The sequence below is a fragment of the Psychrobacillus sp. NPDC096426 genome, from assembly GCF_044762745.1.
GTDB lineage: Bacteria > Bacillota > Bacilli > Bacillales_A > Planococcaceae > Psychrobacillus.
This window is the reverse complement of the sequence record NZ_JBIWEX010000008.1, coordinates 108756-124279: the sequence shown is the minus strand read 5'-3', so window position 1 is coordinate 124279 and position 15524 is coordinate 108756. Positions and strand designations below refer to the sequence as shown.

15 protein-coding genes are annotated in these 15524 nt (G+C 33.9%); 9 read left to right on the top strand and 6 right to left on the bottom strand.

From position 1 onward, the window contains the following. The first annotated feature begins 135 nt into the window (after positions 1-135). Genes ACIQYS_RS09035 through galE form a run of 7 tightly spaced genes read left to right on the top strand, consistent with a single transcriptional unit; the run spans position 136 to position 7411 of the window. The gene (locus ACIQYS_RS09035) at positions 136-1098 is read left to right on the top strand and encodes a glycosyltransferase family 2 protein (protein WP_402977951.1); all 963 of its coding nucleotides are present in this window, start codon (positions 136-138) and stop codon (positions 1096-1098) included. Next, entirely contained in the window at positions 1095-2579 is a 1485-nt protein-coding gene (locus ACIQYS_RS09030; RefSeq protein ID WP_402977948.1) for a lipopolysaccharide biosynthesis protein, read from the top strand. The genes ACIQYS_RS09035 and ACIQYS_RS09030 overlap by 4 nt, the downstream gene beginning before the upstream one ends. Next, complete coding sequence (locus ACIQYS_RS09025) at positions 2563-3291, top strand: dTDP-4-amino-4,6-dideoxyglucose formyltransferase (protein WP_402978089.1); 729 nt, start codon at positions 2563-2565, stop codon at positions 3289-3291. Before ACIQYS_RS09030 ends, ACIQYS_RS09025 begins: the two co-directional genes overlap by 17 nt. Next, complete coding sequence (locus tag ACIQYS_RS09020) at positions 3278-4384, top strand: DegT/DnrJ/EryC1/StrS family aminotransferase (protein WP_402977945.1); 1107 nt, start codon at positions 3278-3280, stop codon at positions 4382-4384. The genes ACIQYS_RS09025 and ACIQYS_RS09020 overlap by 14 nt, the downstream gene beginning before the upstream one ends. Positions 4385-4396: 12 nt before the next feature. Then, complete coding sequence (rfbA, locus tag ACIQYS_RS09015; RefSeq protein ID WP_402977942.1) at positions 4397-5308, top strand: glucose-1-phosphate thymidylyltransferase RfbA; 912 nt, start codon at positions 4397-4399, stop codon at positions 5306-5308. A gap of 16 nt (positions 5309-5324) precedes the next feature. After that, on the top strand, positions 5325-6335 hold the full coding sequence (gene rfbB / locus ACIQYS_RS09010) for a dTDP-glucose 4,6-dehydratase (RefSeq protein ID WP_402977939.1): 1011 nt from the start codon (positions 5325-5327) through the stop codon (positions 6333-6335). 56 nt (positions 6336-6391) lie between these two features. Next, entirely contained in the window at positions 6392-7411 is a 1020-nt protein-coding gene (gene galE / locus ACIQYS_RS09005) for a UDP-glucose 4-epimerase GalE (RefSeq protein WP_402977936.1), read from the top strand. Positions 7412-7589: 178 nt separating this feature from the next. Here galE and ACIQYS_RS09000 read toward each other — a convergent pair whose 3' ends face one another. Continuing rightward, entirely contained in the window at positions 7590-7793 is a 204-nt protein-coding gene (locus ACIQYS_RS09000; protein ID WP_402977933.1) for a hypothetical protein, read from the bottom strand. 412 nt (positions 7794-8205) lie between these two features. On the opposite strand from ACIQYS_RS09000, the gene ACIQYS_RS08995 reads away from it, so the two are divergent. Both ACIQYS_RS08995 and ACIQYS_RS08990 read left to right on the top strand, forming a co-directional pair. Then, a complete protein-coding gene (locus ACIQYS_RS08995) occupies positions 8206-9231 on the top strand; it encodes a hypothetical protein (RefSeq protein WP_402977930.1) in 1026 nt (341 codons plus the stop codon). Further along, positions 9231-10400 (top strand): hypothetical protein, encoded by a 1170-nt coding sequence (locus ACIQYS_RS08990; RefSeq protein ID WP_402977927.1) that lies wholly within the window; start codon positions 9231-9233, stop codon positions 10398-10400. Before ACIQYS_RS08995 ends, ACIQYS_RS08990 begins: the two co-directional genes overlap by 1 nt. Positions 10401-10797: 397 nt before the next feature. Here ACIQYS_RS08990 and ACIQYS_RS08985 read toward each other — a convergent pair whose 3' ends face one another. The 5 genes from ACIQYS_RS08985 to ACIQYS_RS08965 all read right to left on the bottom strand — a co-directional run bounded on the left by ACIQYS_RS08985 (position 10798) and on the right by ACIQYS_RS08965 (position 15520). Continuing rightward, positions 10798-12606: an ABC transporter ATP-binding protein gene (locus ACIQYS_RS08985; RefSeq protein ID WP_402977924.1), complete on the bottom strand. Its 1809-nt coding sequence runs from the start codon at positions 12604-12606 to the stop codon at positions 10798-10800. Next, positions 12603-13799 carry a nucleotidyltransferase domain-containing protein gene (locus tag ACIQYS_RS08980; RefSeq protein WP_402977921.1) on the bottom strand — a complete coding sequence of 399 codons (1197 nt, stop codon included), beginning with the start codon at positions 13797-13799 and terminating at the stop codon, positions 12603-12605. The genes ACIQYS_RS08985 and ACIQYS_RS08980 overlap by 4 nt, the downstream gene beginning before the upstream one ends. Further along, complete coding sequence (locus ACIQYS_RS08975; RefSeq protein ID WP_402977918.1) at positions 13783-14262, bottom strand: lasso peptide biosynthesis B2 protein; 480 nt, start codon at positions 14260-14262, stop codon at positions 13783-13785. The genes ACIQYS_RS08980 and ACIQYS_RS08975 overlap by 17 nt, the downstream gene beginning before the upstream one ends. Before the next feature lie 50 nt (positions 14263-14312). Next, on the bottom strand, positions 14313-15251 hold the full coding sequence (locus tag ACIQYS_RS08970) for an aldolase (RefSeq protein ID WP_402977915.1): 939 nt from the start codon (positions 15249-15251) through the stop codon (positions 14313-14315). A gap of 143 nt (positions 15252-15394) precedes the next feature. Further along, positions 15395-15520, bottom strand: coding sequence for a paeninodin family lasso peptide (locus ACIQYS_RS08965; RefSeq protein WP_402977912.1), 126 nt, complete (start codon positions 15518-15520; stop codon positions 15395-15397). Between the last annotated feature and the right edge of the window lie 4 nt (positions 15521-15524).

Genomic DNA, 15524 nt, shown 5'->3' with positions numbered 1-15524 from the left:
TCCATATTGAAGTATTTAACCTTTTTGGCTCTCCATGACAAGAAAAGAGTGAATTTTCAGTAACTATATATGCGACACTAGTTATTTAGAAGGAAAAAATACAAGCTAATTTTGCAATAGGGAGAATTAAAACATATGGAAAATATTTTAGTCAGTATTAGCTGTATCGCTTATAATCACGAAAAATACATTGCTGATGCTATTGACAGCTTTTTAATGCAACAAACTAATTTCAAGTATGAGATATTAATTCATGATGATGCCTCAACAGATCGAACAGCAGAAATAATTAGAAAATATGAAAAGAAATATCCAGAATTGGTTAAACCAATATATCAAATAGAAAATCAATATTCCAAAGGTGTAGATGTATTTAAAGTTAATGATGAGAGAGCTATTGGAAAGTATGTTGCTTTGTGTGAAGGAGATGATTATTGGACAGATATTTATAAATTGCAAAAACAGGTGGATTATATGGAGAAACACCCTGAATGTAGTTTATGTGTTCATGCTGGTCATGTAGTGTCTGCATTAGACAAAAAGCCAATATCCTTTGTCCGTCCCAATAAAGGAAATAAAGTCTTTAAGGTTGCTGAAGTGATTGAAGGTGGCGGAGGACTTTTTGTTACTAATTCCATGTTATATCCAACGAAATTTGGACAAAATAGACCCGTTTTTTTAGAAAACGCCCCTGTTGTTGATTATCCTTTAGCTATTAATTTATCTCTTCAAGGTAGTGTTTATTATATAGATGAATTTATGTCTGCTTATAGAACTGGGGACAGTAGTTCATGGACAGCTAGAAATACCTCCAGTTTTGAAAAGGAGATTAAGCACTTTGATGAAATTGCAATTATGCTAGATGAAATTAATGAATATACAAATTATGGATATTCAGATATTGTTGCTCAGACGAAGGGATTTAATAAGTTTAACTTATTATTGAACCATAGAAAGTTTATGGAAGCAAAAACAGGAGATACGAAAGATATATATTTGAAATTAGGATTTAAAAGGAAGCTAATAATTTATCTTATGCAATATTTCCCTAGTATTATTAATGTTCTACGAGTAGTAAAAAGGAAGTTGATTAGGTGAATAATGAGATAACTAAGGCAAAAGTCCTTTCCTCTCTTTTTTGGAAACTGATGGAGCGTGGAGGAACTCAAGGGATCCAATTTATAGTAACTATTGTGCTAGCTCGTCTTTTATTGCCAGAAGAATTTGGTTTAATTGTGCTTGTAACAATTTTTATTACTATTGCTGGAGTTTTTGTCCAGAGTGGTTTTAATACTGCTCTTATTCAAAAAAAAGATGCTGATGAGGTTGATTTTTCTTCCGTTTTTTATTTGAGCTTAATTGTAGCTAGTCTGCTTTATATTATACTTTTTTTTAGTGCACCATTTATTGCTACTTTTTTTGAAGAAACCCTTTTAACAACAGTGATTAGATGCTTATCGTTAACATTGTTTTTTGGTGCTTTTAACTCCATCCAGATAGCCGTTATTGCACGAAATATGCAATTTAAAAAGTTATTTGTAAGTAGTTTTGGTGCCATTGTCATTTCTGGCATATTAGGCATAGTAATGGCATATGCAAGTTTTGGTGTTTGGGCTTTAGTGGGACAACAATTAACAAATCAGTTACTAGTTTCAGTTATTTTATGGTTTACAGTAAAATGGAGACCGAAATTAATCTTTTCAATAGGAAGGATTAAAAATCTATTCTCATTTGGTTGGAAGTTATTGGCCTCAAGTTTGTTAGATACACTTTATAATAATATCACAAGTCTTATTATTGGGAAACTCTTCAGTCCAGCAACACTAGGGTTTTATAATAGAGGGGAACAATTTCCAAGCCTCATTGTTAGTAATATAGATGGTTCAATCCAATCAGTAATGCTTCCGACTTTATCATCTTATCAAGATAATAAACAAAGAGTAAAAGAGATTGTCCGCAGATCGATAGTTACGAGCTCATTTATCGTATTTCCTATGATGGTTGGACTGGCTACAATTGCAGAGCCATTTATTAAGATTGTATTAACAGCAAAATGGTTGCCTGCTGTTCCATTCCTACAAATATTTTGTGCTTCTTATGCATTATGGCCAATTCATACAGCCAATTTGCAAGCTTTTAATGCTTTAGGGCGTAGTGATATTTTTTTGAATCTTGAAATTTTCAAGAAAATACTTGGACTAGTCATTTTAGGAATAAGTATACCGTTTGGAGTTTATGGAATAGCTCTAGGAGTATTTATTAGTAGTATTTTATCTACATTTATTAATGCATATCCTAGCTTAAAACTAATTGATTATAGTTTTCAAGATCAGTGGAAAGATATAATACCATCTTTATTAGTATCGTTGGTTATGGGTGCTGTAGTATATAGTATTCAGTGGATTGGCATGACAGCCATACTAACTTTAATAGTACAAGTATTGGTAGGAATAGTTGTATATGTGGGATTAGCAAAAGTATTTAGATTAGAATCTTATACTTATTTAGTAAAAACAGGGAAAGCTATTATAAAGGCGAAAGGGGAAAGACAACTTGAATATTATGGTTCTCACAGATAATGAGTATTTATATGAAAATATGAAAGAGATTATTGATTGCGATGAATATAGAGATATGAATTTTAACTTTTATTATTCAGATAGAAATATAGCGTTTAATTCGAGATATTTAACAAATGATTTTAAGCCTATAAATGTGAAGGGGAAAGTCGATGAAATTATAGCAAAATATCAGCTAGTGTTATCATTACATTGCAAGCAGCTATTCCCTTCAAAATTAGTTAACAGTGTACGTTGTGTTAATATTCATCCGGGCTATAATCCATATAATAGAGGGTGGTTTCCGCAAGTATTTAGTATAATTAATAAATTACCTATTGGAGCAACTATACATGAAATGGATGAAAATCTAGATAGTGGTAATATTATTGTGCAAGAAAAAATAGAGATTTTATCTTGGGAAACCTCATTTGATATTTATAACAAAGTTCAAAATCTTGAGGTAAAACTATTAAAACAACATCTACATGACATAATAGATCATAGCTACGAAAGTATTTACCCGAAAGTTGAAGGAAATATCAATCTAAAAAAAGATTTTGAAGCACTTTGTAAGATTGATCTTGATAAATCTATAACATTTAGGGAGGCGATTGATTATTTCAGAGCAATGAGCTTTTCGGGATATAAGAATGCATATTTTATTGATCAAGAGGGAAGAAAAGTATTTATAGATATAAATTTAGATGTGGTGTGTAATGATGAAGTATAAAAAAAACAATCTAATCCAAGTTACTCGTTCCTCAATGCCTCCAACAGTTGAATATATAGAAGAAATTAAAGATATTTGGGATAGCCATTGGTTGACTAATAACGGTGTAAAACATAATAAATTAGAAGCAGAGTTACAACATTATCTACATGTCCCTAATGTCACGCTATTTTCTAATGGTCATCTTGCATTAGAGACTGCAATAGTAGCTTTGAATTTAACTGGCGAAGTGATTACAACACCATTTACTTTCGCATCAACAACTCATGCAATTGTGAGAAATGGTTTAACACCTGTTTTTTGTGATATTAACGTTGATGATTATACAATTGATGTAAACAAACTAGAGAGCTTAATTACTGATAAAACTTCAGCTATACTTCCGGTGCATGTTTATGGAAATGTATGCAATGTGAAAGAAATAGAGCGAATTGCTAAAAAACATAATCTCAAAGTCATTTATGATGCAGCACATGCTTTTGGAGTTACTGTTGACGATGAAGGTGTTGCGAATTATGGTGATGCTTCTATGTTCAGCTTCCATGCAACAAAAGTCTTCAATACAATTGAAGGTGGAGCGTTAACTTTTAAGGATACTAAATTGAAAGATATTTTAAATTCCTATAAAAATTTTGGTATTACAGGTCAAGAATCTGTTGAATATGTTGGTGGTAATGGCAAAATGAATGAGTTCCAGGCAGCTATGGGTCTTTGCAATCTTCGGCATGTGGGTGAAGAAATTAATAAAAGAAAGTTAGTAGTTGAGAGATATATAAAGCAACTTAGTAGAATTGAAGGAATCAAATTACCACAACCTCAAAATGGTGTGAGAAGTAATTATGCATACTTCCCAGTTGTTTTTAATGAAAAATTTTCTAGGAATGAAATGTTAGAGATATTAAAGGAAAATAATATTATTGCTCGAAAGTATTTTTATCCTTTAACAAGTAGTTTCGAGTGTTACCAGGACCAATTTACAATTCAAGAAACACCCGTTGCTGCATATATAGCAGATCGAGTATTAACTTTACCTCTTTATGCTGATTTATCTTTAGAAGATGTTGATAAAATTTGTGAAATTATTAGAGGATAAGGGGTGGATGTTATGAAAGGTATAATATTAGCTGGTGGTTCAGGTACAAGACTTTATCCATTGACGAAAGCAGTCTCGAAACAAATGCTTCCTATTTATGATAAGCCGATGATTTATTATCCATTGTCGGTCTTAATGCTTGCAGGTATCAGAGAAATTTTAATCATTTCAACACCAAGAGATATTGTTGATTTTGAGGAGCTGTTAGGTGACGGTGGTAATCTTGGTATGAAATTTGAGTATATCATTCAAGAGCAACCAAATGGCTTAGCAGAAGCATTTATACTAGGTGAAGAGTTTATAGGTGATTCACCTGTAGCTTTAGTATTAGGAGATAATATCTTTTACGGTTCCGATTTCGGCAACAGATTGCAAAGAGCTGCCTCTTTAAAAAATGGTGGCATTATCTTTGGGTGTTATGTGAAAGATCCAAGAGCTTATGGTGTTGTAGAAGTTGATAACGAAAAAAATGCTATTTCAATTGAAGAAAAGCCTGAGAAGCCTAAATCTTCACTTGCTGTACCTGGATTGTATTTCTTTGACAATGCAGTAGTTGAAATCGCAAAAAATATACGACCATCTGCACGTGGCGAAAAGGAAATTACTTCGGTGATTGATCATTATTTAAAAGAACAAAAGTTGAAAGTAAATATTCTTGGTCGAGGCCTTGCCTGGTTGGATACAGGGACTCATGAATCTTTGCTTGAAGCTTCGAATTTTGTTGAAGCTATTCAAAAAAGACAAGGGTTATATATAGCTTGTATTGAAGAAATCGCCTATAGAAGGGGGTATATTTCTCAAGAGCAATTATTAAGTCTTGCAGAGCCTCTTAAAAAAACTGAATATGGCAAATATTTAAAGGATATTGCCGATCAACCACAAGATACTGCAATTACAACTCTTAAAGAGTCAGTGAACACTTAAATGAGAGGTGAAATAGATGACAATGAAGAAAGTACTTGTTACTGGTGGAGCAGGTTTCATTGGTGGAAACTTTGTACAGTATATGGTTGGTAAATATCCTCAGTATAATATTTATAATTTAGATTTATTAACATATGCTGGAGATTTAACGAAGCATCGTGAAATTTCTCAAAAGAATAATTATCATTTTGTCAAAGCTGATATAGCCAATCGTGAAGATATTATGTATCTATTTGAGAAAGAAAAATTTGATTATGTTGTTCATTTTGCCGCGGAGAGTCATGTGGACCGCTCTATTACGAACCCAGGTATATTCGTTCAAACAAATGTATTAGGTACACAGGTGTTATTAGATGGAGCAAAACAAATAGGTATATCAAAATTCGTACATGTTTCAACAGATGAAGTATATGGAGAACTTGATTTTGATCCAACTACATTCTTCACTGAAGACACACCAATTCAGCCAAATAGCCCATATAGCGCAAGTAAAGCGTCATCTGATTTATTAGTACGTGCTTATCATGAAACGTATGGTTTACCTGTTAATATTACACGATGTTCTAATAATTATGGACCATATCATTTCCCGGAGAAACTAATTCCGTTAACAATTTCACGCGTGTTGAATGATCAAAAGGTACCTGTTTATGGTGACGGTAAAAACATTCGAGATTGGTTACATATATATGATCATTGTACTGCCATTGATTTAGTATTACACCAAGGTATAGATGGCGAGGTTTACAATGTTGGTGGACATAATGAACGTACAAATTTGGAAGTTGTAAAAACGATTATAAGCACTTTAGGGAAATCAGAAGAGCTAATAGAATTTGTCACAGATCGCCTTGGTCATGATAAACGCTATGCAATTGATCCAACAAAGTTAGAACAACTAGGTTGGAAGTCGACCTATACATTTGAAACCGGTATTGCACAAACTATTCAGTGGTATTTGGATAACACTGAATGGTGGGAACAAATTTTAAGCGGTGAATATCAGAATTACTTTGAAAGGCAGTAAATAAAGAATGCAACTTTCCTATTAAACAAGTCACTAAATCGAGGTGTTTTCCTGTAATGAATGTTCTAGTAACTGGCGGTGCTGGATATATTGGTTCCCATACATGTGTTGCTTTGCTTGAAGCAGGGCATTCTGTAATTGTTGTTGATAATCTTTCCAATTGTAAGCGAGAGTCCATTGAAAAAATTAGTCAAATTGCAGATGTAAAAGTCACATTTTATGAGATGGATGTGACGGATGCGCAAACAGTAGATGTTCTTTTTAGAAATCATCACATTGATGGTGTAATTCATTTTGCAGGTTTGAAGGCGGTTGGAGAGTCAGTTGAGAAACCATTACTGTATTATGTGAATAATCTTGTTAGTACAATGGTTTTAGCAGAGGCTTGTTTGCAGTATGGTGTAAAACGATTTGTTTTCAGTTCTTCTGCTACGGTATATGGCGACAATAAAGTACCATTTGAAGAGACGATGAATCTCTTACCAACGACGAATCCTTATGGTGAAACGAAAGCCATGAGTGAGAGAATATTAACGGATATTGTCAAAGCAAATCCTAAATTCGGTGTTTCGCTACTTAGATATTTTAATCCAGTTGGTGCACATGAAAGTGGTTTAATTGGTGAAGCACCTAATGGCATTCCGAATAATCTAATGCCGTATGTTGCACAAGTTGCAAAAGGAAAGCTTAAGAAACTAAAAATTTTTGGAAATGATTATCCAACAGTGGATGGTACAGGAGTACGTGATTATATTCATGTCGTAGATCTTGCTGAAGGACATGTAGCAGCTTTAGATAACCTGACAGCAGGTGTGCATATTTATAATCTTGGTACGGGTCAAGGTACTAGTGTACTAGAATTAGTAAAAGCATTTGAAGAAGCAAATGATATTAAAGTGCCTTATGAAATCGTAGATCGCAGACCAGGCGATATTGCTTCATGCTATGCAGATGCTTCAAAAGCAGAGCGAGAACTAGGTTGGACAGCAAAACGTGATATTGTTACCATGTGCCGGGATTCTTGGTGGTTTGAGAAGAAAATGTCAGACCAAAGTGTCTCTTCTACTGTGGTCTGACTTTTTTGCACTTAACCTTCTTTGGTTATTATAAATAGAATTAAACAATCATTCATAGATGTATCATTAGTCATTTTGTTGGGGGAAACTTCCAGTAAATTTCAATTCAATAAACCCAAGTTTAGTGGCAATCTTGTTATCGGAATACGTTTTACTAAAATTTCGATACCTTTAATAATCAAAAGGCTTCCTCCATAAATAAATGACCATTCTTTCGATACTGTTTCCAAAACTCTACATGGTACTGATAAAAATAAAAAGAAATAGAAATAGAAAGGGGATTAACCATTACTCCACATACCTTTTCAGATGAATTTGTATATCCTTTAATATTATGAATATCGCTTGTACGAAGTCCAAGCCTTGTAACAAGAAGTAACATTGCTTAATCACGCTGCCAACTGGATTACTTTGGTCAATGGATTGAACGAGTTTGATAACATCTTCTTTTCTTCAGGAAGAAGGGATGAAACGAATCCCTCACATATAGGATATTTGGAAGGAGTGGACAGAGATAATGAGATACTAGATGATTTTCATAAAGGAAATGAAATTAGATGCTTAGTTTTGATATTCTCATGCAGACTCTGTACAAATTCATTGCAAAGTTCTGTACACAATTTTGCACAATATACTAAGTTTATACTTCTATGTACTAGCATATTAATGTATTTAATGGAATGGGCAGAAGTGGGGGGGCGATAATCAGGGATACTTACAAAGAACTAGAGAAGAACCATTCTGGATCAACCTGTTAAACATGCAGAAAAAATAAATGAGGGGATGAATTGTCAATGGAAAAAACCAAGAATTTACAATTAAATATATGGGCACCAACAGAACGATTATTTTTAGATGAATGGAATGAAAATTTTGAGACAATCGATAGAGTAGTAGAAAACACTAAGACACAGTTGGCGGAAACTACAACAAACTTAAACAAGTTGATTAATTATGCTAATGTTGTTGAAAAATCCAATATATACGAAATAGATGCGTCCAATGTAACTAATTTCGTAGTAGAAACAGAAAATAATGAGGATAAAACGATTATCCTAGTAAGTCCAGTGATTAATCCTAATGCTTTATTATCCGTCACAGTCACACTTAGATATATAAATTCTGCTTCAATAATTTTTCCAGACAATGTAATTTGGCAAAATGACGAAGAACCTACTTTTGAAGCAGGTAAAATATTTATGGTAATGTTCCAAAGTTTTGATAACGGCATTACATGGCTTGGGGTAGTCGTTGGAAATTGGCCTATTCAAAAACCGATTGAGACAATTGTTTCAGACGATTTCACAAGACCAGACAGTACGACCTCTGTTGGCATAGCGGATACAGGGCAGACATGGCTTGTGCCATTAGGAGTGACTGGTATTTCTTCAAATAAATTATATCCTGTCTCAGGAGAGTTCGTTTTTGCCGGATTCGATTTATTGAGTGATTTTTCGGCTAGTTTTAATTACACAATCGGTGGTGTCGAGGATTCATCCTTTACTTTTAGGACACCAGGTGCATCTACACAAAACAGGATTTATGTAGGTATTACTGAAAATGGGATTGGATTGTTTAAAGAAATTACCGGTGTGAAAACAAAACTAGGGGAATACATATTTACTTGGGGGGCTGGAGAAACTCATAATATCAAAGTAGTAGCTAAAAGAAACCGTTTTAGAGTGTTTCTAGACGGCACAGAACGTATCACTTCGACAGAAGATAACAACCTTAAAACTAATAAGCATATGTATTTTACCCTATATCAATACAACTCCGCTATTACGAGAATAGATAACTTTAGAGTGGAGAGTGTGTAATGCTGTTTAATAATGCCATTCGACTAATGAGTAGTAATCACGGAGGATTTACACCACGACCGATATTATTTGAAAAGTATCTTGTTTCTATAGATAGTATGCTAGTCAAGAACGAAGATGGCTACCTTTTTTTAAGTCAAGACGATGGTGAAACTTATAACGACGGGTTATTGATCGAGGGTGTTGGAATAATAAAAATGATTCATGTATTCGATGATGGTAAATTATTGCTTTGTGATCAAACAAAAGCATACTATTCACATGATTGGGTTACACTCAACGAATCGACAGTATTGGATATAAATGGGGATGCCTATATTCCAGTAGCACTAGATAATTTTTCGACCATCTCAACTACTAAACGCCAAATTGTTGATGGATTGGAAGTTAAATGTTGGGGTAACTATTCAACCGAAGTAGGTACTGCATATGAAAATCTAAATGTATGGTATACCACAGATAAAGGAGCAACGATTAAGAGTTGCATAAAATTCGGTACTACTGGGAACGGTGATATTTCCGCAATGGAAATAAGACATATCCATGCAGTTGATTTTAACCCAATGGATAACACTTTTTGGCTACAAACTGGTGACCATTTGGAAGCTACTGGATGGGAAACTAACTTAATAAAAGGAACTTATGATTTTTCTGCAGATACATGGAAATGGACTCTGATAGGTAGTGGGGCAGAATTTAAGATGGGTAACATATGGTTTTACGAAGATTATGCTTATTGGTGTTGGGACACCAATCCGGTCGGAGGGGTTATGCGTTGTAGATATTCTGATATAGCAGACATTTCGAAACACGAAAGACTGCTCACAACTCCAAATGACTGCATGAATCTTATGATGGGTGAACGTGGTGATATGGTAGCGACACTTATGAGATGGGGAGGCAATGAAAAATCAAACATGCTATATTACTCTCCTGATAGAGTTAACTTTCATGCTATTCTTGGAAATATACCGAAGGGATGGAGTGACGCTACAATGTATTGGAGGATATTCGCTCCTAACTCTAAAGGGAAAATACTTGCGGGAGTGTGGGATGATAAGCGTGACGAGACAGGTGTTAAATTTTCAGCATGGGGTGCAGAAACTAGCGTGTGGATTGATGATATGATTAAAAACGCTGGATTTCCTAATGCTTTTAAACCATTATAATTAATTCCCTACCAAAAGAGTGTATAGTGTATATTTATTGTATAAATAAACTGCGCTATGAAATTGGAGGTATTAATTATGCGTAGATATATAGTCGATTAACCTACATCTTTGAATTAAACTGCGGTTTAAACTTTTCCAATTTACTAGAAGAATTTCCTTCCACTTTAAAAAGTGTCCCTACAATATTAAATAGATAGGGAACAAAGTTAAAAACCATTGTTTTCAGGGTAAACAAGAAGTACCAATCACAGAACTTCTATCATACCCACTCACACTAAAAGGAGCTGAAAACAATGGTTATATCTACATTTAATCACATTCAGGGGAATAACGGAAGTCATTGGAATCGCCTTATGAGAGGAGAGAATGCACACTTCGATCATCTTTCATGAGTTTACCTCTTTTCAACTATGGTACTTACTTCCAATTGTTTTCCAAGTAATCTACTAAACACTTTGTTTTTTTCTTCTGCTAGCTGATAGAAACTTCCTTGTTGAATGACTTGCCCTTCGTTTAGCACAATTACTTGATCGGCATTTCGAATGGTTGATAAACGGTGAGCAATGACGATAATAGTCATTTTTCCCTTTAGCCGTTCTAATGATTCTTGTATTTTTGCTTCACTTACGGTATCAAGTGCACTAGTTGCTTCATCTAAAACAAGAATGGATGGTTTTCTTAGAATCGCTCGAGCTAAAACTAATCGTTGACGTTCACCACCTGAAAGGCGGATTCCACGATCACCAATTACTGTATCAATCCCATTAGGCAATCGCTTAACAAAGTCTGCTGCCGAGGCGAATGCTAGTGCTTCCCACACTTCTTCTTCTGTTGCCTGTTCTTTTACTAGCATTAAGTTATCTCGAATACTTGTACTAAATAGAAAAGGATCCTGCGGAACATAGCTTAATGTGCCTCTTAATGATAAAAGATTATCTTTTGTTAATGGAATCCCGTCTATTAACACTTGTCCTGTTTTAGGTACATTAAGCCCCATTAATAAATCAATTAATGTACTTTTCCCAGCTCCAGATTTTCCTACAAAAGCCGTCATCTGTTTCGCAGGAATAACGATATTCACATCCTTTAATGCATCTTTCTCTTCTAACTTGTAGCCAAAGTAAACATTTCGACATTCCATTTCCATTTGTAATTGAAATGGCTTAATATCCTCATAGTCTTCTTGATGTAACTCAGCCAACTTTTCACATTCTACTTGAAATGCTTTTACTATTCGTAAAGATGGCATGCTTGTAGCAATTGCTTCTAAGGAAGACTGTATACCCGTAACTCGAGGCCAGAGTCTGGAGAAAATAACGATGATTAACATCAATTGACCGGCTTGAGCTTGGAAAATCTGTAAAGCAATAAAAATTAATACGGCAATAAAAATGGAAGAAGCACTTTTAAAGTAAAATTGAGAACTTGTTTTTATTTTTGTATATTCTACTTGTTCTGCTTCCATTCTATCTGTAATAGATTGAAACCAAGTTAACCTTGATTTCTCCAAAGAATTACTTTTCACATCCTTTATCCCATTCAATTGATCTGTCATCCCAGCCAAAAACTCTCTACCTAATTGAAAGTTACGATTACCTAAAGCGTGCGATTTTTTTAAAAAATGCCGATTAAGAAAAACTATAAAGACACCACTAAATAATATAAATACGGTTATATTCGGTGATAGCCAAAATGCTAAAACTATTTGAAAGCTTGTGCTTATAAAGGAGGAAAGAAAAGATAAAATGGCTTTTGTTCCACTGCTGGCTTTTGTAACCTCGGTTAGCATAATATTAATAAGATCTGATTTTCGATTTTTTATGAAAAAGGACCACTTCGAACGCAATAACGCACTGTATGTTTCTAAACGTATCTTTCTTAAAAAGCTATTTTGAATAATTGCATTACGAATCATAATTTTCCGATTATAATAATTAACACCGATAGCGACTAAAAGAAAAATCCCTAAAATAATCGGCAAAACACTAAAGGGAGGGATGAGGTCCAAAAAAGATAATAAATGTATATAAGCACTATTTCCAATATCAAAATTTACTATTCCACTAATACTAATCATAGAGATTAATAGTAAAACACTGACTCCCTCCAATAATCCAATAAACGTCATAGCTAGTAGATTAACATAGAGGATGGGTCCAATATATACGTGCATTTGTTTAAGGAAGTAAATGATATCTTTCATCTAATATCTTCCTTTAATAGAATCGGCTTTTTTATCTTTCTATATATCGATAATATGGGGCGTAAAGGAAAATATAAAAAGTGCATATATTTAGGTAATGGTAAAGTGACAGCATCTACTGATGATGGATAAAACTTGGTGATTATCATTAAACATCTTGTTTGTATGGAGTTTGATGATAATATATAGTGCTTATGATATTGAGTAATATCTTTTGAAACGGTGGGAGAATGTAAGTTTTCCATTCTGCCTAAATAAAAGATGGCTTTCTGGGCTAATGGAAAAGCTTGTTTATTATTTATCAATACATGTACATCATTCGTCAATTTCGTCCCAAATAACTGGGAAGCTAATATAAGCGCTTGTCCAGCATGAGGTACATGATGATTTTTCTTGAACAATGCATACACTAAATCCCAATTTAGAGACTGTTTCATTATTTGGTGAATATCATGTAACCACCGTAACCGATACCAGCCATGTCTTGCTCCATGAACGACAAGGAAATGAAATAAATCTTCTTTTCCTAAATAAGAGATTGGTGATGCTGTCAAATTACTCTCTCTTTTTCTTTCCCACAAATCCTGAAAATTCGTTTCCCTTGCAGGACCTGGATGGAGACGCCAATGGATTTCCAATGTAATTCGTTTGTGAGGATGAAAATATGTAACATGGTGATTTCTAAATTTCCAATCATTTAAAATTCTATCAAAATTATCTTTTCTCTTATATCCTTGTTCTACTAATAATTTCTCTGCTTCATCTATCCGTTCGATCGGAATTAGAAAATCTAAATCCCCAGATGTACGAAGTGATATGTCTCCATATAAATCTTTTGCAAGGATTGGTCCTTTCAAAAAAATAGTTTTTATACGATTTTCATAAAGGAGATTATTAATAAAAGACATCTCTCCACTCAATTGAAGCATTTTATAGGTGTTTTCTTTATATAGTTCCTTCAAAGATTGTAAAACGGAATCAGGAAGTAGAGGTTCATCAAGTTGTTTTACTTTATTGTATAGCACTGGATAGAGACGATGATGAGTAGCATAATCCACGAATAATTGCCAATCTAAATCGCTATATAATAGGTGATTTTTTTTTTGAAACAGACCCTTGTTGTCATCTTCCAATAATTCCAAAATAAAAAGAACTTCTTTCGGTATTTTAGATAGGTTAAGTTTGTTCTTCATAATTTTCTCCCTTACTTTTAATGGATTTGGCGAATTTTGCTACTACTGTGAATCGCTCCATTCCTTCAGAACCAGATATGTAAAAGGTCCCGCTTCGGAGCCATGCATGGGCAATTAAACCCGTTTCATCTTTAGCCATTCCTAGGTAAAGAGTGCTTTCAATCTCTCTTCTTTCTAGCATTTTCATTCCAGCTATAGCTTTCACTAGACATTCACTTTCCCAAAATGTATAGGGACTAACCAGATGTATAGCTCTAGAAATAAGATGTAAAATCTCCTTATTTTCATCATTAGCATGAAAACCAGTTTCATTCATATGTTTACCTAAAGCGGAGGCAACGTTGGCAAAATCCTTACTTTTTTTTAAGCGTGCCCAAGCTAACGTCAGAAAAGCTTCTATAATAAGAAGCTTCATGCGTGTATTCAATTGAAAAAAAGACCGAATCTTACGCCATTTAATCATGACTTCCTCCAAATTTGATTACTCCGATCTGTTCTTAAGTTGAAGAAAAATTAATCTTTCATAACCACATTCGGTTGAATTTCCGTTAACATTAATTCTGTTAATTCGTAAGCTGTAAAGTGGGAAATAGGTCTTCTAATTTGGTACATAGGAATTTTATTGACCATCATGGCAGAAGTATTAAAATGCCAATCCATTAAACCTGCTCTTGAGAGAAAAATATTTCGATAAGTGTTATGAAATAATGTTTGAAAACGTTCCATAATTGTTATGGAATTAATGGACACATCCTCACTCTCTGTTTTTGTTAGTGCAAAGATGCCTGCAAGCGGCAATGGTTCATCTAAGAACTGTAATACGGGTACAGAAAATTTTGTTTCTCTTTCAGCAAGTGGTTGAAACTGATTAGATTCTAATCCGAATTCGTTCAAACTTTCCATCCATAATTTTTGATGTGGATAGGAGGGCATCACATAAGCAATTTGATTCTCAGAAAAGGTGATGGGGATGACATCATCACTTAATAACTGATATCCTCTCATTAAAAATGCTTTAGCTAAAGTGGATTTCCCTGCTCCGGAGTCTCCAACAATTGCATAAGCTTTCCCATCGATTGCAATGGCACTGCCATGTAACGGTAGTGTCTTACGCTGCATCAAGAGGGCTCCCATGCAAGTACCGAGTATATATATACGAAGTAAATCTACATTATTATCATATATAGGCGAGTATAAAATCTCATTTCCGTTTTGAATGAGAAAGATTGCTTTATTTGGAATTTGAAACATGATAAATTGTTCCGTAATGACAAAGTTTCTAGCAGGATATGAATGTTTACTCCAAAAATCATTTAAATCTTCTTTTTTTATAAAAATACAATTTGCTTGGTTGTCTTCCATTTTTAAAAAAAGTAATTCTGGTAATGGGATATCGCTTACAATCTTTAAACCAAAAGCTTTATAGCAATATTTCTCTATAGTTTCAACCATATATAATCCCCCATGAACATTCTACTTGAAGAATTCACAAAATAACTTGTTATGATAGACTCGGTACATTAAAATAATTGCATTAGAAAAACCCCTTATACTTGAGTGAAAAAATATAAGGGTTTTTATTCCTTGATGTTAAATTAGCTGTAATGATCTGGTTCATCAGGATCATTTTGAAAATCATCCTCAATAGAAAATCCAGGGCCAGCCATTGTCATTGTAACTGATAGTACTTCTAGTTCAGGTGCGTTCCATGATTTTTTCATTATT

Bases quoted from the DNA above. Each gene is read 5' to 3' on its own strand.
- ACIQYS_RS09025 (WP_402978089.1), top strand. From the start codon at position 2,563: ATGGTTCTCACAGATAATGAGTATTTATATGAAAATATGAAAGAGATT.
- ACIQYS_RS08975 (WP_402977918.1), bottom strand. From the start codon at position 14,262: ATGATTAAATGGCGTAAGATTCGGTCTTTTTTTCAATTGAATACACGC.
- ACIQYS_RS08965 (WP_402977912.1), bottom strand. From the start codon at position 15,520: ATGAAAAAATCATGGAACGCACCTGAACTAGAAGTACTATCAGTTACA.
- ACIQYS_RS08995 (WP_402977930.1), top strand. From the start codon at position 8,206: ATGGAAAAAACCAAGAATTTACAATTAAATATATGGGCACCAACAGAA.
- ACIQYS_RS09000 (WP_402977933.1), bottom strand. From the start codon at position 7,793: ATGTTACTTCTTGTTACAAGGCTTGGACTTCGTACAAGCGATATTCAT.
- ACIQYS_RS08985 (WP_402977924.1), bottom strand. From the start codon at position 12,606: ATGAAAGATATCATTTACTTCCTTAAACAAATGCACGTATATATTGGA.
- galE (WP_402977936.1), top strand. From the start codon at position 6,392: ATGAATGTTCTAGTAACTGGCGGTGCTGGATATATTGGTTCCCATACA.
- ACIQYS_RS08970 (WP_402977915.1), bottom strand. From the start codon at position 15,251: ATGGTTGAAACTATAGAGAAATATTGCTATAAAGCTTTTGGTTTAAAG.
- ACIQYS_RS09035 (WP_402977951.1), top strand. From the start codon at position 136: ATGGAAAATATTTTAGTCAGTATTAGCTGTATCGCTTATAATCACGAA.
- rfbB (WP_402977939.1), top strand. From the start codon at position 5,325: ATGACAATGAAGAAAGTACTTGTTACTGGTGGAGCAGGTTTCATTGGT.
- ACIQYS_RS08990 (WP_402977927.1), top strand. From the start codon at position 9,231: ATGCTGTTTAATAATGCCATTCGACTAATGAGTAGTAATCACGGAGGA.
- rfbA (WP_402977942.1), top strand. From the start codon at position 4,397: ATGAAAGGTATAATATTAGCTGGTGGTTCAGGTACAAGACTTTATCCA.
- ACIQYS_RS09020 (WP_402977945.1), top strand. From the start codon at position 3,278: ATGATGAAGTATAAAAAAAACAATCTAATCCAAGTTACTCGTTCCTCA.
- ACIQYS_RS08980 (WP_402977921.1), bottom strand. From the start codon at position 13,799: ATGAAGAACAAACTTAACCTATCTAAAATACCGAAAGAAGTTCTTTTT.